The organism is Comamonas denitrificans (assembly GCF_042654745.1).
GTDB classification, from domain to species: domain Bacteria; phylum Pseudomonadota; class Gammaproteobacteria; order Burkholderiales; family Burkholderiaceae_C; genus Comamonas; species Comamonas denitrificans.
In genome coordinates, this window is sequence record NZ_JBHSEY010000048.1 from 14,999 (window position 1) to 32,374 (window position 17,376).

Annotated in this window: 16 protein-coding genes and 2 tRNA genes; 5 read left to right on the plus strand and 13 right to left on the minus strand. The window is 59.6% G+C overall.

All coding sequences use genetic code 11. The features are described from left to right. Nucleotides 1–31: 31 nt before the first annotated feature. The gene (bfr, locus tag ACFO24_RS09860) at nt 32–505 is read right to left on the minus strand and encodes a bacterioferritin (RefSeq protein ID WP_377738190.1); all 474 of its coding nucleotides are present in this window, start codon (nt 503–505) and stop codon (nt 32–34) included. Nucleotides 506–709: 204 nt separating this feature from the next. On the opposite strand from bfr, the gene ahpC reads away from it, so the two are divergent. Both ahpC and ahpF read left to right on the plus strand, forming a co-directional pair. After that, nucleotides 710–1,285, plus strand: a complete 576-nt coding sequence (gene ahpC / locus ACFO24_RS09865; RefSeq protein WP_377738191.1) for an alkyl hydroperoxide reductase subunit C — start codon at nt 710–712, stop codon at nt 1,283–1,285. A 98-nt stretch (nt 1,286–1,383) separates the two neighbouring features. Further along, nucleotides 1,384–2,940, plus strand: coding sequence for an alkyl hydroperoxide reductase subunit F (gene ahpF / locus ACFO24_RS09870; RefSeq protein ID WP_377738192.1), 1,557 nt, complete (start codon nt 1,384–1,386; stop codon nt 2,938–2,940). Between the two features lie 198 nt (nt 2,941–3,138). On the opposite strand, the gene ACFO24_RS09875 is transcribed toward ahpF, so the two are convergent. The 6 genes from ACFO24_RS09875 to ACFO24_RS09900 form a co-directional block, all read right to left on the minus strand. Further along, a tRNA-Asp gene (locus ACFO24_RS09875) sits at nt 3,139–3,215 on the minus strand. A 2-nt stretch (nt 3,216–3,217) separates the two neighbouring features. After that, nucleotides 3,218–3,293, minus strand: a tRNA-Glu gene (locus ACFO24_RS09880). A 95-nt stretch (nt 3,294–3,388) separates the two neighbouring features. Continuing rightward, nucleotides 3,389–4,039 carry a LysE family translocator gene (locus ACFO24_RS09885; protein ID WP_377738193.1) on the minus strand — a complete coding sequence of 217 codons (651 nt, stop codon included), beginning with the start codon at nt 4,037–4,039 and terminating at the stop codon, nt 3,389–3,391. A gap of 20 nt (nt 4,040–4,059) precedes the next feature. After that, the gene (locus tag ACFO24_RS09890) at nt 4,060–4,290 is read right to left on the minus strand and encodes a hypothetical protein (protein ID WP_377738194.1); all 231 of its coding nucleotides are present in this window, start codon (nt 4,288–4,290) and stop codon (nt 4,060–4,062) included. A gap of 18 nt (nt 4,291–4,308) precedes the next feature. After that, nucleotides 4,309–5,043, minus strand: a complete 735-nt coding sequence (gene folE / locus ACFO24_RS09895; protein WP_207574787.1) for a GTP cyclohydrolase I — start codon at nt 5,041–5,043, stop codon at nt 4,309–4,311. 106 nt (nt 5,044–5,149) lie between these two features. Next, nucleotides 5,150–5,923, minus strand: coding sequence for an endonuclease/exonuclease/phosphatase family protein (locus ACFO24_RS09900; protein ID WP_207574788.1), 774 nt, complete (start codon nt 5,921–5,923; stop codon nt 5,150–5,152). Between the two features lie 286 nt (nt 5,924–6,209). Here ACFO24_RS09900 and ACFO24_RS09905 point away from each other — a divergent pair, with 286 nt between their 5' ends. From ACFO24_RS09905 to ACFO24_RS09915, 3 genes are read left to right on the plus strand one after another with little or no spacing between them, the layout of a single operon-like run. Then, on the plus strand, nt 6,210–7,262 hold the full coding sequence (locus ACFO24_RS09905; RefSeq protein ID WP_377738196.1) for a Fe(3+) ABC transporter substrate-binding protein: 1,053 nt from the start codon (nt 6,210–6,212) through the stop codon (nt 7,260–7,262). A 24-nt stretch (nt 7,263–7,286) separates the two neighbouring features. After that, the gene (locus ACFO24_RS09910) at nt 7,287–8,939 is read left to right on the plus strand and encodes an ABC transporter permease (protein WP_377738197.1); all 1,653 of its coding nucleotides are present in this window, start codon (nt 7,287–7,289) and stop codon (nt 8,937–8,939) included. Nucleotides 8,940–8,963: 24 nt separating this feature from the next. Continuing rightward, nucleotides 8,964–9,701, plus strand: coding sequence for an ABC transporter ATP-binding protein (locus tag ACFO24_RS09915; protein WP_377738199.1), 738 nt, complete (start codon nt 8,964–8,966; stop codon nt 9,699–9,701). Nucleotides 9,702–9,784: 83 nt separating this feature from the next. Here ACFO24_RS09915 and aspS read toward each other — a convergent pair whose 3' ends face one another. The 6 genes from aspS to ACFO24_RS09945 all read right to left on the minus strand — a co-directional run bounded on the left by aspS (nt 9,785) and on the right by ACFO24_RS09945 (nt 17,321). Next, nucleotides 9,785–11,587, minus strand: a complete 1,803-nt coding sequence (gene aspS, locus ACFO24_RS09920) for an aspartate--tRNA ligase (RefSeq protein WP_207574792.1) — start codon at nt 11,585–11,587, stop codon at nt 9,785–9,787. Nucleotides 11,588–11,627: 40 nt separating this feature from the next. Beyond that, entirely contained in the window at nt 11,628–12,251 is a 624-nt protein-coding gene (locus ACFO24_RS09925) for a DUF502 domain-containing protein (RefSeq protein WP_377738200.1), read from the minus strand. 193 nt (nt 12,252–12,444) lie between these two features. Then, nucleotides 12,445–13,911: a high affinity choline transporter 1 gene (locus ACFO24_RS09930; protein WP_377738201.1), complete on the minus strand. Its 1,467-nt coding sequence runs from the start codon at nt 13,909–13,911 to the stop codon at nt 12,445–12,447. Nucleotides 13,912–14,136: 225 nt separating this feature from the next. After that, on the minus strand, nt 14,137–15,702 hold the full coding sequence (ubiB, locus tag ACFO24_RS09935; protein ID WP_377738203.1) for a ubiquinone biosynthesis regulatory protein kinase UbiB: 1,566 nt from the start codon (nt 15,700–15,702) through the stop codon (nt 14,137–14,139). Nucleotides 15,703–15,715: 13 nt separating this feature from the next. Then, entirely contained in the window at nt 15,716–16,279 is a 564-nt protein-coding gene (locus ACFO24_RS09940; protein ID WP_377738204.1) for a hypothetical protein, read from the minus strand. Between the two features lie 52 nt (nt 16,280–16,331). After that, nucleotides 16,332–17,321: a Tim44 domain-containing protein gene (locus ACFO24_RS09945; RefSeq protein ID WP_377738205.1), complete on the minus strand. Its 990-nt coding sequence runs from the start codon at nt 17,319–17,321 to the stop codon at nt 16,332–16,334. Nucleotides 17,322–17,376: the final 55 nt, after the last annotated feature.

A 17,376-nucleotide genomic window follows, 5' to 3' on the forward strand; every position in this document is an offset into this window, starting at 1 on the left:
CAAAAGTAATAGCTGTTAGCGCTTAATACTATTAGCTTTCACCCATTTTTGACTGCAAATAATTTTGCAAACCGATGCTCTCGATCAGCGCCAACTGGGTTTCCAGAAAGTCGATGTGCTCCTCGGTATCGTCCAAAATTTTCAGCAGCAGCTCGCGCGAGACAAAATCGTGCGCCGCCTCGGCCATGCGAATGCCGTCTTTGATGCACTGCTGGGCCGCTTGCTCCAGGCGCAAATCGCAGGCCAGGGCCTCGGGCACATCTTCTCCAATCTGCAACTTGCCCAAGTCTTGCAAATTGGGCAGGCCATCGAGCAGCAAGATGCGGTCCATGAGCAAATCGGCATGCTTCATCTCGCCGATGGATTCTTTGTATTCCACCTTGGCCAAGTCCTCAAAGCCCCAGTGCTTGAACATGCGGTAGTGCATGTAGTACTGGTTGATGGCGGTGAGTTCGTTTTTCAATTGCGCCTGCAGTGCCGCAATAACTTGAGGGTCGCCTTGCATAGTGAATACTCCTTGAGAATGCAACAGAGGGGGCTGGTATGCCACGATTGTGGCCTTCGCGCAGGCATTGCACGCAGACCGGGAACTTATTTAGTCTAAATCAATCAAATCGATCAAATCAATTGATTGGTTTTATTTCTTAACTTCACTACACTTCAGTCCTGTGTTCAATCGACACCGACTTTAAACCGAAAGGAAACTGCAATGACTTTGATCAACACCCAAGTGCAACCGTTTAAAACCCAAGCTTTTGTGAACCGCAATGGCAAGGGCGAATTTATCGAAGTGACCGAGCAAAGCCTCAAAGGCAAGTGGTCGGTGCTGATTTTCATGCCCGCAGCCTTCACCTTCAACTGCCCCACCGAAATCGAAGACGCGGCCGAGCACTACGCTGAATTCCAAAAAGCCGGTGCCGAGGTGTACATCGTTACCACCGACACGCATTTCTCGCACAAGGTGTGGCACGAGACTTCCGACGCCGTGGGCAAGGCCAAATTCCCGCTGGTGGGCGATCCCACCCACCAACTGACCAACGCCTTTGGCGTGCACATCCCTGAAGAAGGCCTGGCCCTGCGCGGCACCTTCGTGATCAACCCCGATGGCGTGATCAAGACCATGGAAGTGCACTCCAACGAAATCGCCCGCGACGTGGCGGAAACCCTGCGCAAGCTCAAAGCGGCCCAGTTCACCGCTGCCCACCCTGACCAAGTGTGCCCCGCCAAGTGGAAAGAAGGCGCTGCCACCCTGACCCCTTCGCTGGACCTGGTTGGCAAAATTTAATTTGCTGATCTAAGCCAAAACCGGACGGGTGCCAACACCGTACCGTCCGGTTTTTTATCGCCCAAAATTTCAAAAAATCTGTTTTTCGGAGGACTTCCATGCTCGATGCACAACTCAAAACCCAACTGGCCGCCTACCTGGAGCGCGTGACCCAACCTTTCGAGCTGGTGGCCTCCCTGGACGAGAGCGAGACTTCGGCGCAAATGCGCGAGCTGCTCACCACCATCCAAAGCCTGCGCAGCGACAAAATCACCCTGCGCGAAGATGGCAACGACGCACGCAAACCCTCGTTCACCCTGCAGCGCCAAGGAAGTGATAGCAGTCTGCGCTTTGCTGGCTTGCCTTTGGGCCATGAATTCACCTCGCTGGTGCTGGCCCTGCTGTGGACGGGTGGCCACCCACCCAAAGAAGAGCAAGACCTGCTCGACCAAATCAAAGCCATCGAAGGCGACTTTAACTTCGAGGTTTACATGAGCCTGGGCTGCCACAACTGCCCGGACGTGGTGCAGGCGCTGTCGCTCATGGCCATCCTGAACCCCCGCATCAAAACCACCGTCATCGAAGGCGGTGCCTTCCGCCAAGAGGTGGAAGCCCGCGAAATCATGGCCGTGCCCATGGTGTACCTCAATGGCGAGGTGTTTGGCGCGGGCCGCATGCAGCTGGGCGAAATCGTCGCCAAGCTGGACACCGGCGCGGCCAAACGCGAAGCGGCCAAGCTGTCGGCCAAAGAGGCATTTGAGGTGCTCATCATCGGCGGCGGCCCCGCAGGTGCGGCCGCAGCCATCTACACCGCGCGCAAAGGCATTCGCACCGGCATTGCGGCCGAGCGCATCGGCGGCCAGGTGAACGACACGCTGGACATCGAGAACTACATCTCGGTCAATAAAACCGAAGGCCCGAAATTTTCCGCCGCACTGGAATCGCACATCGGCGACTACGACATCGACGTGATGCGCCTGCAACGCGCTGCCAAGCTGATTCCCGCCACCGAAAAAGGCGGCCTGATCACCGTCGAGCTGGAAAACGGCGGCACGCTCAAAGCCAAAAGCGTGGTGCTCTCCACCGGCGCGCGCTGGCGCAATATGAACGTACCCGGCGAAGACCAGTACCGCACCAAGGGCGTGGCCTACTGCCCCAGCTGCGATGGCCCCCTGTTCAAGGGCAAGCGCGTGGCAGTCATTGGCGGGGGCAACTCGGGCGTGGAAGCGGCGATTGACCTGGCCGGTGTGGTCGAGCACGTCACCGTGTTCGAGTTCATGCCCGAGCTCAAGGCCGATGCGGTGCTGCAGAAAAAGCTGACCAGCCTGCCCAACGTCACCATCATCAAAAATGCCCAAACCACCGAGGTGCTGGGCGACGGCAGCAAAGTCACGGGCCTGAGCTACAAAGATCGCATCAGCGGCGAAACCAAGCACGTCGATTTGGAAGGCATTTTTGTGCAAATTGGCCTGCTGCCCAACACCGATTGGCTCAAAGGCACGCTGGAGCTGAACAAAATGGGCGAAATCGTCATTGATGCCAAAGGCCAGACCAGCGTGCCCGGCGTGTTTGCCGCTGGCGACTGCACCAACGTGCCGTACAAACAAATCATTGTGGCGGCCGGTGCCGGCGCGGTCGCAGGCCTGTCGGCCTTTGAGCACCTGATTCGCCACTAAGCACGGCCTGAACAAGGCAAGCAAGAGGATGGCTGCACTGGAAGCCATCCTCTTTTTTTATAGCTTGCACCGCTTATAAAACATCATTTTTTAGATGAATAAGCTCAAAAATTGATTATTTATCAGCGGCTGATGCTTATTAAAAAATAGCAAAAAAAAGCCCCAAGTGATTTTTTACTTGGGGCTTTTGACTGTTTTTGGCGGAGCGGACGGGACTCGAACCCGCGACCCCCGGCGTGACAGGCCGGTATTCTAACCAACTGAACTACCGCTCCTTTGGCGACCCTACGGGGATTCGAACCCCGGTACTCACCGTGAAAGGGTGATGTCCTAGGCCTCTAGACGATAGGGTCAAAACCTAGAAAGAAGAAAAAATCGTACAGAGCTTTTCTTCTTGAGTGAAGCCAGCGATTATAGCCAAAATTTTTATCTGTTTTAAAAAACCACCCTATGGCCCGCGCTGCAAGCTCACCAAACGCACGGCCAAACCAATCAGCACCAAGCCAGTGGCACGGTTCAACCAGCGCTGCGCCCGGGCCGAGCCTTGCAGCAAACTGCCAAACCAGCCGCTGAACAAGGCAATCGCCGCAAAGACCAAAAAGGTGGCCAGCATGAACACCCCGCCCAGCACCACAATTTGTCCCCCCACAGGGCCCAGGCGGGCATCGGCAAACTGGGGCAGCAGCGCCAAAAAGAAAATCAGCACTTTGGGATTGGTGGCATTCATGACGACACCACGCCCAACCATTTTGAGCGCTTCGGGCCCCGCCAGCGGTGGATGCCGCCCTGTCTGCACCGTGTTGCTAACCTGCACCGGGGCCCGCAGCGCCCCCCAGGCCAGGTAGAACAAGTAGGCCGCCCCCAGCAGTTTTAAGGCCGTAAACGCCGCAGGCGATGCCGCCACCAAGGCCGCCAGTCCCAAAGCCACTGCGATGGTGTGGCCCAAAATGCCAATGCACAAGCCCACCACCACAGCCAGGCCCACACGCCAGCCGCGCTGGGCCGATTGCACAAGCACAAAAAGGTTGTCTGGCCCAGGGCTGAGTGCCAGCACCACACAGAGTCCAAAAAATGCCATGAGCACTTGCAAGCTGGGCATGGTCAATCCGCAGTGAACGCTTAGCGCTGGGGTGCCAACGGGGCACGGGCGCTGCAGCGGGGGTTGTTAAAAGGAGGGCCGCGCCGCTGCCAGCCTTGGCTGGGCATGAATTGGGCACAAACGCGCACATCGCTATCGAGTCGGCTGTGCCACCAGTACCACGGCGCTGGGGCGGCTTGGCTGGCGCGGGGCTGCAGGGAAAGGGTTAAAAAGATTAAAAGGGTGCCCACCCATACAAGCGATATGCGCACTGGGCACTCTCCGGTCCGTTAAACATTGCGGCCTGGAATGAGGGCCAAGAACTCGCGCCGCAAGTTGGCATCGCGCAGAAAAGCACCGCGCATGACGGAGTTGAGCATCTTGCTGTCCATCTCGCGTACGCCGCGCCAGGACATGCAAAAGTGAGAGCATTCCATGACCACAGCCAAACCATCTGGTCGGGTTTTTTCCATGATGGTATCGGCCAGTTGGACGATGGCCTCTTCCTGGATTTGCGGGCGGCCCATGATCCAATCGACCAAGCGGGCGTACTTGGACAGGCCAATCACATTCGATTGCTTGTTCGGCAGCACCCCCACCCACAGCTTGCCAATCACCGGGCACAGGTGATGGCTGCAAGCGCTGCGCACCGTGATGGGGCCCACAATCATCAGCTCATTCAAATACTCGGCATTGGGAAATTCGGTGAGGGCGGGCGCATGGGTGTAGCGGCCTTTAAAGACCTCTTTGACATACATCTTGGCCACGCGCCGGGCGGTGTCCTGGGTGTTGTGGTCATTGACTGTGTCAATCACCAAACTGTCGAGCACGCCCTGCATTTTTTCTGCCACTTCATCCAGCAGCTGCTCGAGTTCGTGGGGGTTCAGAAAAGCGGCAATATTGTCATTGGCATGAAAGCGCTGGCCAGCGTCTTGCAAGCGCTGGCGAATGATGGTGGAAATGGGCGTACCCTCTGCCGTAGCAGCGGGCACCGAGGCGGATGAAGAGGCCAAATCGGTAAACATGGGGCAATAGTAGCAGCGATTAAGTCGGTGAAAATTTAAAAGGAAATTCGCGTTTTACGCTTATAGATAAATCGCTAATAGCTATATTAAAAATAGTTATCAAGGCTTAAAACCGAAATTCGGCAATCAAAGGCAAATGGTCGGACATGCGCCACCACACCCTGCCCTGGGGGACGTGCAAGCCCAGCGGAGTCAGCCCGCGCACATACACATGGTCCAGCTGGGCCAGGGGCAACCGGGCGGGGTAAGTCAGGGTGCTGGCATCTTGGCTCTCAAACTCGTACAGCCCATAGCTGGCCAGCATGCGTTTGAGTTGGCTGCCCCAATCGTTGAAGTCCCCGGCCACGACCAAGGGCGCTCCGGGGGGTATTTCCCGCTCAATAAAGCGCTGCAGCTGCTGTATTTGGCGCACCCGGCTACCTGGAATCAACCCCAAATGCACAACGATGGCATGCACCGGGCGGCCTTGAAACATCACCTCCACATGCAGCAGGCCGCGCTGCTCAAAGCGGTGGTCGGACATGTCCTCATGCTGGTGGGTAATCACTGGCCAGCGCGTCAGCAGCGCATTGCCATGCTCGCCGTGGCGGGTAAAAGCATTGGTTTGGTACACCGCACGGTAGCCCTCAGGGGCCAGAAAATCGGCCTGCGGCACATCAGGCCAGCGACGAAAGTACTCGGCTTCGCGCCGATTCATCTTGCGCACCTCTTGCAGGCAGACAATATCAGCGTCCATTTGCTCCACGGCCAACCCCAGGTTGTGAATTTCCAGGCGGCGCGTCGGCCCCAGTCCTTGCACCCCTTTGTGGATGTTGTAGGTGGCAACGCGCAGCAGTTGCGGTGCAGGCGGCTCTCGGTGGGGATTGGTGGGAACGGTCATGGTGGGAAAAGTCCTGGTGGTCTGCATGGGCCACAGCCGGCACAAGGGGCTTGGCCCAATAGCACGGCTTTCTATCAATAGCATATGTCGCATCGGTCGGTAGATTCAAGGCCGACGGGTGCGGAAAAAGGCTTTTCCAGTGCCGGCCTGCCAAGCCCTTGAAAAAAAGAAACAAGCCAAGGAATGCGAATGCATCTTGCTTCATAATCAAGCGCCTGCGCCAGTCTTGGTGCTGCGACCCGCGTGCCATCTTTTTGCTCCCCTTTGTTTGCTGGATGCTTTGTCTATGAATCCCGTGTCCCTTCGTTCATTTTCCCGCTTGGCGGTGTGCACTGCCTTTGCCGCTTTTTCCGCTTTGGCAACTACCGCTGCCAGCGCCGCGGAAGAAATCAATCTGTACACCACGCGCGAACCGGCGCTGATCCAGCCGCTGCTCGATGCGTTCACGCAAGCGCACCAAGGCAGCATCCAAGTCAATACGGTGTTTATCAAAGACGGCCTGCTCGAGCGCGTCAAAGCCGAGGGGGCCCGCTCCCCTGCCGATGTGCTGATGACGGTGGACATCGGCAATCTGATCGACCTGGTCGATGGCGGCGTAACCCAGCCGGTGCAGTCGGCCGCCCTGGAAGCGGTTATTCCTGCGCACCTGCGCGATGCGCAAGGGCAATGGTTTGCCCTGTCCCTGCGCGACCGGGTGCTGTACGTGGAAAAAGACTTGCCGCTGACCCAATTTACCTACGACGATCTGGCCGACCCGAAGTGGAAAGGCAAAGTCTGCCTGCGCTCGGGCCAACACCCGTACAACACCGCGTTGGTGGCCGCCATGATTGCCCACCGTGGCGAGGCGCAGGCCGAGCAATGGCTGCGTGGCGTGAAAGCCAACCTGGCCCGCAAAGCCGCAGGTGGTGACCGCGATGTGGCGCGCGATATTCTGGGCGGCATTTGCGACATCGGACTGGCCAATGCCTACTATGTTGGCCACATGAAAAATGCCGCCGTCGGTACCGATGCCCGCAAATGGGGCGATGGCATCAAAGCCATTCGCCCCACGTTTGCCCAGACTGGCGGCACACACGTAAACATCTCGGGGGCCGCCGTGGCCAAGCACGCACCCCATAAAGACAATGCGGTCAAATTGCTTGAATACCTGGTATCCGAACCCGCCCAGGCACTGTACGCCCGTGCCAACTACGAATACCCGGTGCGGGCCAATGTCGCGCAAGACCCGGTGATGCAGGCGCTGGGGCCGCTGCAGGTCGATCCTCTGCCCATTGCCGAGATTGCCAAACACCGCAAGCAAGCCAGCCAGTTGGTGGACAAAGTTGGCTTTGACCAGTAAGCATCGCACAGCCCATTCAACCGTATGCTGCTGCGCATGATGGACGCTGGCCGTGGCCGCTTCGCGCTGGCAGGGGCGATCATCATTGCGGCGCTGGTCGTGTTGCCCGTGGCCGTGCTGGCCGCACATGCTTGGATGGCCGACGTGGGGCACTGGGCACACTTGGCCCAATTTGTGCTGCCGCAAGCGCTGCGCAATACCGTGCTGCTGCTGCTGGGCGTGGGGCTGGTGTGCGCCGTGCTGGGCACCGGCAGCGCCTGGCTGGTCTCGGCCTATGACTTTCCTGGGCGCGGCGTGCTGGCCTGGGCGCTGCTGCTGCCGCTGGCCGTGCCCACGTACATCGTCGCTTTTGCCTACCTGGATTTGCTGCACCCCATCGGCCCCATTCAAACGGCCTTGCGCACCTTGCTGGGCTATGACAGCCCGCGCCAATTTCGCCTGCCGGACCTGCGCTCGCTGCAAGGGGCCATCTTCGTGCTGGGCTTTGTGCTCTACCCCTATGTGTACCTCACCACCCGGGCGATGTTTTTAACCCAATCGGCCAGCCTGCTGGAAGCGGCACGCACCTTGGGGGCCAGCCGCTTGCAGGTGTTTCGCGAAGTCGCCCTGCCCCTGGCCCGCCCGGCCATTGCCGTGGGCATGAGTCTGGCCCTGCTGGAGACGCTCAACGACATCGGAGCCTCTGAATTCCTGGGCGTGCAAACGCTCACCGTGTCCATCTACACCACCTGGACCACCCGTTCCGACCTGGGCGCGGCAGCGCAAATTGCACTGAGCATGCTGGCCCTGGTACTGGCGCTGATCCTGCTGGAGCGCCATGGCCGCCGCCGCCAGCGCTTTGCCAATACCCAGCGCATGCGCCCCATGCAGCCCCACCGCCTGCATGGTCTGCCAGCGGCCGGGGCGCTGGTGCTGGGCGGCTTGCCGGTGGTGCTGGGCTTTGTGTTGCCAACGGCCTATCTGGTCAATGAATCGGTCAAACGCCTGAATTTGGTGGGCAGCATCTCATCGGCCTTGCTCCAGGCACTGGGCAATACCGTGCTGGTGGCCGTCAGTGCCACGGTGCTGACCGTGGCCTGCGGCCTGATGCTGGCCTGGGCCGGGCGCTCGCTGCGCGAGAGCACGCGCCGACTGCTGCCGCGCGCCTGTGTGCGCATGGCCAGCCTGGGCTATGCCGTGCCAGGGACGGTGCTGGCCATCGGCCTGCTGCCCCCGCTGCTGTGGGCCGATCGGGTGCTGGGCCAAGTGCTGCAGTATTCCGGCCTGCTGCTCATGGGCAGCAGCGCCGCACTGGTGCTGGCGTATGCCATCCGCTTTCTGGCAATTCCGGCTGGCGGCATTGAGGCCGGGCTGTTGCGCATCCCGCCCTCGCTGGAGCAGGCCTCGCGCCTGCTGGGCGAAAGCTCAGGGCGCACACTGTGGCGCGTACACCTGCCGCTGCTCAAACCCGCCCTGGCCGCCAGCGCCTTGCTGGTGTTTGTGGACACCATGAAAGAGCTGCCCGCCACCTTGCTGCTGCGCCCGCTCAACTTTGAAACCCTGGCCACCTGGTTGTATGCCGAAGCCGCCCGGGGCACCTACGAAGAAGGTGCGGTGGCGGCGCTGGCCATTGTGCTGACCGGCTTGCTGCCCGTCATCCTGCTGGCCCGCACCCAGGCCTCCCAGGGCCACCACTAGCTTGACTCTATTTACCCTATTGCCATGCCCACTTTGCTTGCGCTTGAACACCTGCACCTGGCCTACGACACCGCACGGGGCCTGCACACCGTCATCCCAGATTTAAATTTGCAACTCGAACGCGGACAAATCGGCTGCCTGCTGGGCGCTTCAGGCTGCGGCAAATCGACCGTGCTGCGGGCCATTGCCGGGTTCGAACCCGTGCGTGGCGGGCGCATTGTGCTGGAGGGGCGGGTGCTGTCCTCGCCGCAGCAACAGGTCGCGCCAGAGCTGCGCCGCGTGGGCATGATGTTTCAGGACTACGCCCTGTTTCCGCACATGACGGTGGCCGGCAATGTGGGCTTTGGCCTGCGCCGCGCCAGCCCCCAAGAGCGCGCGGCCCGCGTGGGCGAGTTGCTGGAGCTGGTTGGCTTGTCCCACGCCCAGGACAGTTATCCGCACGAGCTCTCGGGCGGCCAGCAACAGCGCGTGGCCCTGGCCCGCGCCTTGGCCCCCGCGCCCGAGCTGCTACTGCTGGACGAACCCTTCTCCAACCTGGACACCAACACCCGCGAGCACCTGGCGCAAGAGGTGCGCCACATTCTGCAGGCCACAGGCCACACGGCGATCTTGGTCACGCACAACCAGGCCGAAGCCCTGGCGATTGCCGACCACATTGGCAGCCTGTCCGGCGGGCAATTGCAGTACTGGGACAGCCCCAGCGCATTTCGGCAGCGGCTGGGCGAAGAACAAAAACAAAAAAAAGAGCTGTTAGCGGCTTAATCCGCTTGGTTTCAGATTCTTTAAACCCTGAAACCAATACGGATTGTGCGCTAACAGCTCTTTTTTAAAGAGCAAATCGCGGTTTACTGGGCCGCAGCGGTATTTGCATTGCGCAGACGGATGTGCAGCTCGCGCAATTGTTTTTCATCCACGGGCGAAGGTGCTTGCGTGAGCAGGTCCTGGGCACGTTGGGTTTTCGGGAAGGCAATCACGTCGCGGATGGACTCGGAACCGGTCATCAGCGTGATCAAGCGGTCCAGACCAAAGGCCAAGCCACCGTGCGGAGGCGCACCGTATTGCAGCGCATCGAGCAGGTAGCCGAATTTGGCACGCTGGTCTTCAGGGCTGATATTGAGCGCGGCAAACACCTTGGCCTGCACGTCGGCGCGGTGGATACGCACCGAGCCGCCGCCCAGCTCCCAGCCATTCAACACCATGTCGTAGGCTTTGGCGATGCAGGCACCGGGGTCGGTGTCCATCAAATCTTCGTGGCCATCCTTCGGGCTGGTAAAGGGGTGGTGTACGGCCACCCAGCGGTTGTCTTCCTCATCGTGCTCGAACATGGGGAAGTCCACCACCCACAGCGGTGCCCAGCGGTCTTCAAACAGGCCGGTTTGCTTGGCAAAGTCGCTGTGGCCCACCTTCAGGCGCAAAGCGCCAATGGCATCGTTCACCACCTTGGCCTTGTCGGCACCGAAGAACAAAATATCGCCATCCTGCGCAGCGGTGCGTTCCAAAATGGCGGCAATGGCGGCATCGTGCAGGTTTTTCACGATGGGCGATTGCAAGCCGTCGCGGCCCTTGGCCACTTCATTGACCTTGATCCAGGCCAGGCCCTTGGCACCGTAAATTTTCACAAACTCGGTGTAGCCATCAATCTCGCCACGCGAAATCTGCGCACCGCCCGGCACACGCAGGGCCACCACGCGGCCGCCTTTGGTGGTGGCGGGGGCGCTGAACACCTTGAAATCCACATCGGCCATGACATCGGTCAGCTCGGTAAATTCAAGCTTCACGCGCAGGTCGGGCTTGTCCGAGCCAAAGCGGGCCATCGCCTCGGCGTAGGGCATCACGGGGAACTCGCCCAGGTCCACATTCAGCTGCTGCTGGAACACCGCTTTGATCATGCGCTGGAAGATGGCGCGGATTTCTTCCTCATTCAGGAACGAGGTCTCGCAGTCGATCTGCGTGAACTCGGGCTGGCGGTCGGCGCGCAAGTCTTCGTCGCGGAAGCACTTGGTAATTTGGTAGTAGCGGTCATAGCCGGCCACCATCAGCATCTGTTTGTACAGCTGGGGCGATTGCGGCAAGGCAAAAAATTGGCCGTCATGCACGCGGCTGGGCACCAGATAATCCCGTGCGCCTTCGGGGGTGGATTTGCCCAGCATGGGCGTTTCGATGTCGATAAAGCCTTCTTTATCCAGGAAGTTGCGCACTTGGATGGCCGTTTTGTAGCGCAACATCATGTTGCGCTGCATGGCGGGGCGGCGCAGGTCAATCACGCGGTGGGTCAGGCGCACGTTTTCCGACAGGTTGTCATCGTCCAACTGGAACGGGGGCGTGACTGAGGCGTTGAGCACCGTCAGCTCATGGCACAGCACTTCGATCTGACCGCTTTTGAGCTTGTCGTTGGTCGTACCCTCAGGGCGGGCACGCACCAAGCCCTTGATCTGAATGCAAAACTCGTTGCGGATGTCCTCGGCCACTTTGAACATCTCGGGGCGGTCGGGGTCGCAGACCACCTGCACGTAGCCTTCGCGGTCGCGCAGGTCAATAAAAATCACGCCACCATGGTCGCGGCGACGGTTCACCCAGCCGCAAAGGGTGACGGTTTGGCCCATCAGGGCTTCGGTGACAAGACCGCAGTATTCGGTGCGCATGGCCATGGTGTTTCTTCCTGCATCTCGGGGATGCGGTTGCAAAAAATTAACGTTTCTGATCGTCCAGGACGGGTGCAGGCGGTACCACCACCCCCATGGACACGATGTATTTGAGCGCGACATCCACGCTCATCTCCAGCTCCACGCAATCGCTTTTGCGCATGAGCACGAAATAACCCCCAGTTGGGTTGGGGGTGGTGGGGACAAAGACGCTGACGTAATCATCCCGCAAATAGCAGGCCACTTCGATGGCGGGACTGCCGGTGATAAAAGCCACCGTCCAGACCCCTTCGCGCGGCCACTGCACCAGCACAGCAGTGCGAAAGGCGTTGCCGCTGTCGGAAAAAACCGTGTCTGACACCTGTTTGACGCTGGAATAAATCGAGCGCACCACCGGGATGCGGCTGATCACGGCATCGCCCCAGGAGACCAGCTTGCGCCCGACAAAATTACTCGCCACCGCGCCCACCGACAACAAAATGGCCAGCGTCAGTAGCACGCCAAAGCCCGGAATATGCATGCCCAGCAGGCGATCGGGGTGCCAAGCCTCAGGCAGGATGGCCAGGGTTTGGTCCAGGGTGCTGACAATCCAGTGCAGCACCCACACGGTAATTACGCCGGGCACGATGACCAGCAGACCGGTGAGCAACCACTTGCGCACAGCGTTCATGGGCTTAGACCTCGGAGGCCGCAAGGGCAGCAGCGGGTAGCAAAGAGTCTGCGGTGCAGCGGCTGGCGCTGCACCGGTGGGCATAAGTAGGCATAAAAAAGAAGAAAGCTGAGGAAATTTTCCAAAACCCTCGATTATAGGGAGTGCAAACCTCTTCGGGTTTCTACCTGCAGCTTCAGCGCGTGTTCACGTTCTAAGCGGGGCAAGCCTGCGGATCGGTTTCGTAATGCACCACGGCATCTTGGCGGTTGTGCAGCCATTGGGGCAGCAAGGAACCGGCCAGCATGCCACTGACCGCCGCCAACAATCCGGCCAATTGCTGCGGGAAGGCCTCCGCCCAGCCCGGCACGACAATGAACAACAGCCACACCCCGATCCCCAGCACCACGGCAGCCACCGCACCCTGGGTAGTGGCACGCTTCCAGTACAAGCCAAACACCAGCGGGGTAAAGGCCCCCACCAGCGGCACCTGGTACGCGCCCGAGACCATTTCGTAAATCGAGCTGTCCTGCATGGTGATGGCGTAAATCAACACGCAGATGGTGAACACCAGCACCGAGAGGCGCATGGCTTTGAGCGTCTGCGCATCGCTCAGGCCCGGCTTGATGTTGCGCAGCACGTTTTCCACAAACGCGGTGGACGGGGCCAGCATGGTGGCCGAGGCGGTGGACATGATGGCCGACAGCAAGGCCCCAAAAAAGGCAATCTGCAGCGCCAGCGGCATGTGGTTCATCACCAAGGCGGGCAGGATTTTCTGCGGGTCTTCGGCCATCAGTGCCTGCACGCCTTCCGGCATGATCAGCACAGCGGCGGTGACGATAAACATGGGCACAAAGGCAAACACGATGTACAGCGAGCCGCCGATGACCGGCCCCAGTTGCGCCACAGTGGCATCTTTGGACGACATGACGCGCTGGAACACGTCTTGCTGCGGGATGGAGCCGAGCATCATGGTGATGCCAGCAGCAATAAAGAACAGCCAGGTCTTGCCGTCGGCGTTTTCCGGCAGCAAGCGCAGCTTGCCCTGCGTCGTGGCGTAATCGACGACATGGGCCGTGCCCCCGGCCAGATCGGCGGCAAACCAGGCCATCGCCAGCAGGCCAATGCAGATCACCACCATCTGCACCAAATCGGTCACCGCCACCGACCACATGCCGCCGTACAGCGTGTAAATCAGCACAATCAGCGTGCCCAGCACCATCCCGGCCGTAATGGACATGGCCCCTTGCGTGAGCAGGTTGAACACCAGCCCCAACGCTGCCACCTGCGCCGCCACCCAGCCCAGGTAGCTAAAGATGATGATGATGGAGCACAAAATTTCGACCGTGCGGCCAAAGCGCAGGCGGTAATAGTCGCCAATAGTGATCAAGTTCTTTTTATAGAGCTTATAAGCAAAGAACAGCCCGACCAGCACCAGGCACATGCCAGCACCGAAGGGGTCTTCCACCACACCGCCCAAGCCCTCTTGCACGAACTGGGCCGAAACCCCCAGCACCAGCTCAGAACCAAACCAAGTGGCAAACGTGGTCGCCACGACCATGTACAGCGGCAGCGAGCGCCCCGCAACCGCGTAGTCGGCGGTGCTGTGGACACGGCGGGCAGCAAACAAACCAATAGCAATCGACCCCAGCAGGTAGGCCGCGATAAAAGCAATCAGCATGGCAGGGCAACTTCACAAGTAAAAAAGGGTTACGCCAAATTACGGGACGGGCGATTATCAACAGTTCACGGCGGTTTGTTGCAAGAAAACTTCTTTTGTCAGCTTATTGCCACACTGCAAGGGGATGCAGAATAAAAAAGAAGAGCACTTCGCGCTTGTTTATTAGAAAATTCAAAGCAAAAACTCTTTGAACCCTTATAAATAAAGCGCAAAGCGCTCTTCTTTTTAAAATAATTGAAAGCGCACGATGGCCTGGGCCACGATCAAGCCCAGCACAAAGCCCAGCCCTGCGTACAACACACTTTGCAGCAAGCGGTTGGTGCGGCGCTGCTCTTGCAGCAGCGCCTGGGTCAGCTGTGCTTGCCCCGCATCCTTGTGCTGCAGGTAGTCGCTGAGCAACCGGGGCAAATCGGGCAGGATCTTGGCGTAGCGCGGCGCTTGCGCTTTGAGCTCGCTCCACAAGCGCTGTGGCCCCATCTGGTCGAGCATCCACTTTTCCAAAAACGGCTTGGCCGTGCTCCACAAATCCAGGTTGGGGTCGAGCTGGCGGCCCAGCCCCTCGATGTTGAGCAGCGTCTTTTGCAGCAGCACCAGCTGGGGCTGGATCTCCACCTGAAAGCGCCGCGAGGTCTGGAACAAGCGCATCAGCACCATGCCCAGCGAAATTTCGGCCAGCGGGCGATCAAAGTAGGGTTCGCACACGCTGCGAATGGCCGCCTCCAGCGCCTCCACACGGGTGTTGGCAGGCACCCAACCGCTTTCAATGTGCAGCTCGGCCACGCGCTTGTAATCGCGGCGGAAAAAAGCCGTGAAGTTCTGCGCCAGGTATTCCTTATCGAACTCGGTCAGCGCCCCGACGATGCCAAAGTCCAGCGAGATATAGCGCCCAAACGTCTCGGGGGCCAAGCTGACCATGATGTTGCCCGGGTGCATGTCAGCGTGGAAAAAGCCATCGCGAAACACCTGGGTGAAAAAAATCGTCACCCCATCGCGGGCCAGCTTGGGAATGTCCACCCCAGCCTCGCGCAGCTTTTCAACCTGGCTGATGGGCACGCCATGCATGCGCTCCATCACCATCACGTCGGTGTGGCAAAAATCCCAGAAAATTTCCGGCACCAGCAACAAATCCAGCCCTGCCATGTTGCGGCGCAACTGCGCGGCATTGGAGGCTTCGCGCACCAAGTCCAGTTCGTCGTTGAGGTAGGTATCGAACTCGGCCACCACTTCGCGCGGTTTCAGGCGCTTGCCGTCGGCCGAGAGCTTTTCCACCCAGCCAGCCATCATGTGCATCAGCGCCAAGTCTTTGTCGATGACGCGCTTCATGCCTGGGCGCACGACCTTGACGGCCACCTCACGCTCGCCACCGTCGCGGCCACGGATGGTGGCAAAGTGCACCTGCGCGATCGAGGCGCTGGCCACCGGCTGGCGTTCAAAGCTTAAAAAAATCTGATCAAGGGGCTTGCGGAAGGATTTTTCAATCGTATCGACGGCAATTTGCGAATCAAACGGCGGCACCCGGTCTTGCAGCTTGGCCAGCTCTTCGGCCACATCCGGCGGCAGCAAATCCCTGCGCGTCGAGAGCACCTGGCCAAATTTGACAAAAATGGGCCCCAGCTCCTCCAGTGCCTGGCGCAGCCGCTGGCCGCGCGGCGCATCGAGTTTGCGCCCAAAAGTGACAATGCGCCGCAGCCGACTGAGCCACGGGTGTTGAAAGCTGGAGAGCACCAGCTCATCCAAACCATAGCGCAGTACCACCCAGACAATGGCCCACGCACGAAAAAAGCGTCCCATGATGGCGACTGCTTTACGCTAAACGCTGGCCGTTGCCAGCCGCTTGGCTGGACTGGCCCGCAGCCTTGCCAACAAATTGGCGTATGGCATTGGCCGCCGCCAGGGCCAGATTGGCCAGGGTGTGCGCCGGCACGTCGCCAATCACACGGGCCAGGTCTTCTTCGACATCCCAGCTCAGGTTCTCGACCAGCCAGTTGATATCAGCGGCCAGCTGCACATCCCCTTCAATGCGAATGGCCGGCTTGTCACCGCGCAAAGCAGCCTGGGCCATGGCCAAGGGGTTGGTGTCGGTCACCTGCAGGCGCAAATCAGGCTGGGCCCCTTCGGCCGCCAGATTGAACAGACCCGCAGGGGTGACAACCAGGGCCATCGAGAATTGCCGCCATTGCACCAAGGCAATGCGGCCCGTTTGGCGCACCAAACGCTCCATGGCCTGGGGCTCTTGCATCACGATGTGGTTCAAGAACAGCACCACGCGTTGCTGGGTCTCAGAAACAAACCAGGCCGGTGGTTGTACGGCTTGGGCGACGCGCTCGGCCAAATTGCCAAGCAAAGAAAAGGGGGACTGTGTTGCCATAGTCCCCCGATTATCGGTCAAGCAATTGCGGCACTGGGCCGCCTGCGGCAATTTAGGTCAGGGCTTGCAAACCGGCCACCAGCCAGCCGCCGTTGCCCGATTTGGGCTTGGCCATGTTCCACACTTCGCGGAAAGGGCTCAGGCCTGCGCCCTGTTCTTCGCGGCTCATGCCCGAGAACTCGACACTGGCCAGGTACACATCGCCTTGGTCTTCAATGCCCAGCAGTTGGGCTTCCAATCCCTCGATTTCATTGATGTTGGCAGCGCCTTCGGCCTCAGCCTCGCGCTCGGCCAGCTGTTGGCGCACTTCGCTTAGCATCTCATCGGTCATCATGGAGCGCAGAGTCGCCAAATCGCCGGCATCCCAGGCCGCTTGCAAACTCAGGTAGTTGCGCTTGGCCGCGGTGATAAAGCCCTCGGTATCAAAATCGGCTGGAATGCCCCAGGTTTGCGCACCCGACAAGGCAGCGCCGATCATGCTGCCACCAGCGGCCGCGCCAGCCACCGGTGCGGCTTGGCCAAATTGCTCCCAAGGACGGGCGGAGGCATCGTTGCCAACTTTCTCGGGCTTGTACTGAGGAGGATTGAACACATCGCCCGCTGCAGCCGGGACGGGGGCATTGCCCTGAAAGGCAAAGGGTGCTGCCCCAGCGCCAGACGCACTGGCCGCCTGGCTGCGGCGTTTAATCATGCGGAAAATTGCCAAGCCCGCCATGACCAGCAGACCAATCATCAAAATATTGGCAAACCCTTCGCCCAAGCCCAAGCTGCTGGCCAACCAGGCCAAGCCCAAACCAGCGGCCAAGCCGCCCAGCATGGCACCGACCCCCGAAGGTTTTTTGGCCGGGGCGGCATTGGTTTGCCCTGGTTGCTGTTGGGCAGTTTGCTGGCGAGCAGGAGCGGCAGGCGGGGTGGCCTGACGCTGGGTGACGTTGCTGGATTGGCGACCCAACGAACTGCCACCACCCATGCGCTTGGCTTCAGCCAGTGGTGCTGCCACTAGCATCGCCACAGTTAAAGTCAGTACCCAGAGTTGTTTCATTGTGTTGCTCCAAAAATAAAAATAATCAATTCGTTAATTAACGTAATTTATGCAA